We start from the raw sequence: 4,720 nt of genomic DNA on the forward strand, positions 1-4,720 counted from the left end.
GATAGATTTGATAATATTATATTCTTCAACTTCTTTTGCGAGGGCATCTATCTCTGACTCTAACTTGGATAGGTGCTCTTTATATTGAAGAATGATATTAATATACATACCAAGACTCAGAATATGACTCTGATACAAAGTCTTTTCAAACGGATTTCGGTTTGCGGCAGCTTTGAGTTGAATAGCTTTTTCATTGGCCCATCTGTATGAACGACTTTTACATAATTGAGCGATTTTGTCAGCTATGGTTTCTACACTTGCCTCTAATATATCTTCAGATGAGGGAAACTCTGAAAGAGTTAAGAGTGATACTACTGAATACAAGTCCCCAAAAACTCCTCTATATTCAGGAAAGACCTGGTCCAGAATCGCTTGAAATTGTAGCTTTGTTTGAATCAATACACCAGTGATATCTTCGTGCTGTCTGGTAAGATTCCGAAGGTTTAATAGCTGTACACCACGCTTCTTATACGGCTCTAAATCCTCCTTATAAAACAGCTCGCAGAGATGGTAAGCATCAATCGCATCTGTCTTTACTTTTCGAAGACTTGAACTTTTAGCCTTATAAGAAATTAATGGATTAACAATTATCAATAAATACCCACGGTCCTCCAAGTATTGAACAACAGAGGAATGATAATGGCCTGTTGCTTCTAGAACGATAGGTGGGTTCTTACCTGTTTCTCTTTTTACGACCTCTAGAAACTCTACAAGTAAATCAAGACCTTCAATAGTGCGTGAAACTTTAAAACTCTTTCGATATGGTTTGCCTTTATCTAAAAATGCCTGAATTTGACTTTCACCTTTTGAAACATCCAGACCAACGACTGGATTCATTCTAAATCTCCTCCTAAACTAGTAATTTGCCAGTAACCCCTAATCCTCCATGCAGTATCACAGCTTCGCTTGTTATACGAGACCTAAGTCCCAACCAGCCTCAATCATGTTTCTACAAGTAGGGGGCGAACCGTTTACTTGACGGGGTCGATCCCCACGGGCAGTTACGTTCTACCCTGGCTACTGATATAATAAGACCAAAATAAATAAGGTCAACCAGAAATTTTTAGCATTCTGGCTAACCTTATAATACGAACGGGGCAGTTTAGTTGAAGAGGGAATATCTATATTTAGAACATAATGAGGGTAAATTAACCAAAAGAAATGTAAGAGGTGCTATATTTGAAACAATTTGTTTTGGTGATGATTATTATTTCAATTTTTGTTATTTATCCTTCATATGCAAAGGCAAATACAATGCCTTGTAGTATGGTGTTGGAACCAATTGATAAAAAACTTACAAATGCAAAGGGAGTCGCATTGATTTATAAGGTGCAGTTACGTCCTCCAAGTTTTGCACGAACCAATATAAGTATTCTTGGGGTACACCTTCCAGAACCATCTTCTTTTGGGAATTATGATAGCTATGAAGGCTTTGCTTTTATACCAGACGAGATTAGTTGGCGTTTTAGGCTTTATCCCACTCCTGAACAATATAGCCCTACTTGGGCTGGAAGATGGGATGAAATTACAGCCAAAATGGAAAACGTAGAGGTACAAGTTCGTCTTTCTAATTCGAAGACTAAAAAATTGGGACCAAGTATTTTAAGAAGTAATATCAAATACTGTAAGGAGTTTTAAGCTAAAGGGGTGTGTTAATCCAGGCGGGATTGCTGCCCTTTTTTGTTGAATACCTTATAGAACAAACGGGACAGTTTAGTGTTGATGAACATACAAAGAAAAAAGCACCCTTTTTACAAAGGATGCCTGCACTTAGTTATTTCGTCTGGCTTTAGCCTTTTGCTTTTGAAATCAATGGTCCGCCAATTTGGGGAACGAAAATTACTAAACTTAATGGTCACTAAATCAAATGGCGGGTTATGGGGACCTTCAAATGTCGTTACCTGTAAGGTGACATCAAAGTAATAGCTCCCTTGTTCCAGCTTTTTGATTTGGAGAATTTGTTGGCAATTATACTGTTTCGGTTTGCCAAAATGTTTCTCGATTTCTTTGTCAATTAAGGGGAATAACAAATTCAGTATTAGATCATCACGCAACTGTACATCATTTTTAGTTACGGTTTCAGCTTTTACAGGTGAATAAGAGAAAAGGGTTAAGCAGGCAATAAATATGAAAAGGCTTTTTTTCATATAAATCCTCCATTTCAGTTTTCTCTTATAGTTAACAATTAATGAAATTCTTATTAAGCTCCCTCAGTAAGATCCGATTATCTCTTAAATACTCACTTATTCGCAGGATTTCAAATCACTTAATTTGAATTGAGAGGACATTTGAAGGGCTTTGTTAGACTTTTGGCTACATGGAGGCGTACTTAAACAGAGGATTTACTTATAAATCCAATGATTTCCATATACTGTACGTTGTCTCCACGCTACCCCTGGAGGTTTTCACTCCCATGTCTCAACGGGTCAAATGCCCTTTCATTCCTTCGTTATACCTATCCAAGTGGTAGAGGCCGGTCTTTCTAACGGAATGGGTCAGAGCCCTTTTGCACAATAAATCCGGTACTCGTACTTTCTTTGAAGTCCTGCGAATAAGGCAATATTCAAAAGTTATTTTGCTTAAACTTAATTTTAGGTCAATTTAATATTAGGCAGCTATTGGTGTAACTTGAATTAATTTCTCAGGGCGATAAGATTCATTCTTTCTGGCTATTCCCACTAAAACTCTTGCGAGTTTATGTATTAATTTCATGATGGATTTCATTTTCTTCATCTTTTTCACTTTGACATTGTTAGCGTGCAGTTCTTTAAAATTTGGGTTATTCATCACAAGGCTCATAGTGGCTAAGTATAAGAACCGCCTTAAACGCGGCCTTCCACGTTTAGAGAGGACAATTTGACCTTTCCATTTCCCGGAACTAGACTCTGAAAGATGCAATCCAGCATGACGCAATAATGAATTGCCAAGGGCAAATCCACTCAAATCTCCTGATTCTCCTAGTATTCCTGCAAGAGCGATTTCGCTAATCCCTTTTATGACAAGTAACTTCTTTGCGAAAGGTATGCGTTTGAGAACATCAGTGACTTCCTTTTCTACTCGCTCTAGTTGGGCAGTCGCTAAATCGAACTCTTCAATCAATTGTTCTAGATGTAATTTATAGGCATCCAGTGCTTGTCGCGTTCCGACTGAATGTCTAGCTAATTCGATTAATGCCTGTGCTTTCCTTAACCCAGTCTGCCTTTGCATTTGGGTTTTCCAACCCTCAACAATCTCTGATGCTTTCATTGAACGGAGTTCAAGAGGAGTAGGAAATAGGCGTAAAGTTGCGATTGCCCCTTTACCCTTTACATCTTTGAATACTTGCCTGAGTTCCGGAAAAACAATATCCACCCAACGATTTATTTGATTGATAGCACTAACGAGTCGTTTAACTGTCATGTCACGGTTAGACATTAGGACTCTTAGTTTCTCAAATGCCTCTGAAGCAGGATGAATGAAGGAATAGTAACCATTCTTAACCATATCAGCGATAACAAGAGCATCCTTTTTATCACTTTTTGAACGGCTATTGTCACGGTTTTCCTTATTCTTTTTAACGAGGTGGGGATTAACCGTTACCACTTCAATATCTTGATCATACAGCCATTTTGATAGGTTCACCCAGTAATGCCCTGTGGGTTCCATTCCGATAATAGTAGAAACGAAGCCATTAGAGGTTTTTAGCCGATTAATCCAATGTAGGAATCTAGCAAAACCATCCTCGTTATTTTCAAATGTAAGAGGTTCACCAACTATAATTCCACGGAAATTCACAGCTCTGGCTACATGTAATTCTTGAGCGATATCAACACCTATTACAAGATGTTTTACGGAAATTCTCTCGACTAGTTGATTTTGTTTGTCCTGCATTTTAAACTTCATATAAGGGCTTCCTCCTTAGGGTTTTGGGTTAGAGTGGTGTCTATACTCATATCTTACTGAGGAGCCCTATTTTTTTCAAAGTTGATATTTAGTCCTCTACAGGAATTCTAACGGAGCAGGTTAGTTCAACAAGAAAATGGTAAACGTGCTATTATTTAGTGGTAAAGAACTGCTAATAAGAGTGAGGGGTTCCCAATGGATTGGATAGAAGTAAAAGATACTAAAGATATTAAAAAACTTTTGGACGTATTTGGCGGATTCCACGATAGTTGTTTAAAAGAACTGTACCTGTGGACAGATAGCTATGTTGATGATAATTTATCGATGGGAATGTCACCAGAACTCGATACCAATGTACGAATCCTTTTCCAAAGGCAGTTTCGTGACCCTTCTGCTATTGAGTTGCTTTTTGAGGGTGTGACCCAATTTCACATCGTTCCAAGTCCAATTAATCACGATTCAATTATTTATGATGTCAAACTAGTTTTACAAAAAGGTTTATTTTATTGGGCTGATGACTTTGATTGGAAACCCGAAGACTATACTCTTGGTACAAATAGTTGGATTTCCTCCAAGAGTTTAAAGTGGCGTGATGCTAGTTCGTGGATGGGAAAACAAAATCGATATGGTTTTTTAAATAAAGAATAAGGGATTTCTTATTCAATAAACAGGTGCATTACTGGAACAACGGTAATGCTATTTCTTACTGAAGTAACGGAGCAGCATTCCTGTAATGAATGAAAATGAGGTTTGAACAAAAAAAGAACCTCTTGGTAGAATGAGAGAGTCCTAAAGCTGGCCAGCAAAAAAGGACAATCCCAAATACCAGGAGGTCTTG

Annotated in this window: 6 protein-coding genes; 2 read left to right on the top strand and 4 right to left on the bottom strand. The window is 37.8% G+C overall.

Going from position 1 to position 4,720, the window contains the following annotated elements; all coding sequences use genetic code 11:
- Positions 1-837: IS110 family transposase (locus ACI3K6_RS23315; RefSeq protein ID WP_435556713.1), on the bottom strand; the 837-nt coding region annotated here is incomplete at its 3' end.
- 342 nt (positions 838-1,179) lie between these two features.
- On the opposite strand from ACI3K6_RS23315, the gene ACI3K6_RS23320 reads away from it, so the two are divergent.
- On the top strand, positions 1,180-1,638 hold the full coding sequence (locus ACI3K6_RS23320; protein WP_435556715.1) for a YoqH family protein: 459 nt from the start codon (positions 1,180-1,182) through the stop codon (positions 1,636-1,638).
- Positions 1,639-1,751: 113 nt separating this feature from the next.
- Here the strand turns inward: ACI3K6_RS23320 and ACI3K6_RS23325 are convergent, their stop codons facing one another.
- Together ACI3K6_RS23325 and ACI3K6_RS23330 are read right to left on the bottom strand one after the other, a co-directional pair.
- Positions 1,752-2,147, bottom strand: coding sequence for a DUF3888 domain-containing protein (locus ACI3K6_RS23325; protein WP_435556716.1), 396 nt, complete (start codon positions 2,145-2,147; stop codon positions 1,752-1,754).
- A gap of 460 nt (positions 2,148-2,607) precedes the next feature.
- Positions 2,608-3,882, bottom strand: a complete 1,275-nt coding sequence (locus ACI3K6_RS23330) for an IS110 family RNA-guided transposase (protein WP_435556717.1) — start codon at positions 3,880-3,882, stop codon at positions 2,608-2,610.
- 195 nt (positions 3,883-4,077) lie between these two features.
- On the opposite strand from ACI3K6_RS23330, the gene ACI3K6_RS23335 reads away from it, so the two are divergent.
- On the top strand, positions 4,078-4,530 hold the full coding sequence (locus tag ACI3K6_RS23335; protein WP_435556718.1) for a hypothetical protein: 453 nt from the start codon (positions 4,078-4,080) through the stop codon (positions 4,528-4,530).
- 8 nt (positions 4,531-4,538) lie between these two features.
- Here the strand turns inward: ACI3K6_RS23335 and ACI3K6_RS23340 are convergent.
- Positions 4,539-4,720: hypothetical protein (locus tag ACI3K6_RS23340; RefSeq protein ID WP_435556719.1), on the bottom strand; the 182-nt coding region annotated here is incomplete at its 5' end.

Origin of the sequence: Neobacillus solisequens (assembly GCF_051233465.1) — a bacterium.
GTDB lineage: Bacteria > Bacillota > Bacilli > Bacillales > Cytobacillaceae > Neobacillus.

What these genes read in the sequence shown, in the direction of transcription:
- ACI3K6_RS23330 (WP_435556717.1), bottom strand. Translation starts at nt 3,882, where the DNA reads ATGAAGTTTAAAATGCAGGACAAACAAAATCAACTAGTCGAGAGAATT.
- ACI3K6_RS23325 (WP_435556716.1), bottom strand. Translation starts at nt 2,147, where the DNA reads ATGAAAAAAAGCCTTTTCATATTTATTGCCTGCTTAACCCTTTTCTCT.
- ACI3K6_RS23335 (WP_435556718.1), top strand. Translation starts at nt 4,078, where the DNA reads ATGGATTGGATAGAAGTAAAAGATACTAAAGATATTAAAAAACTTTTG.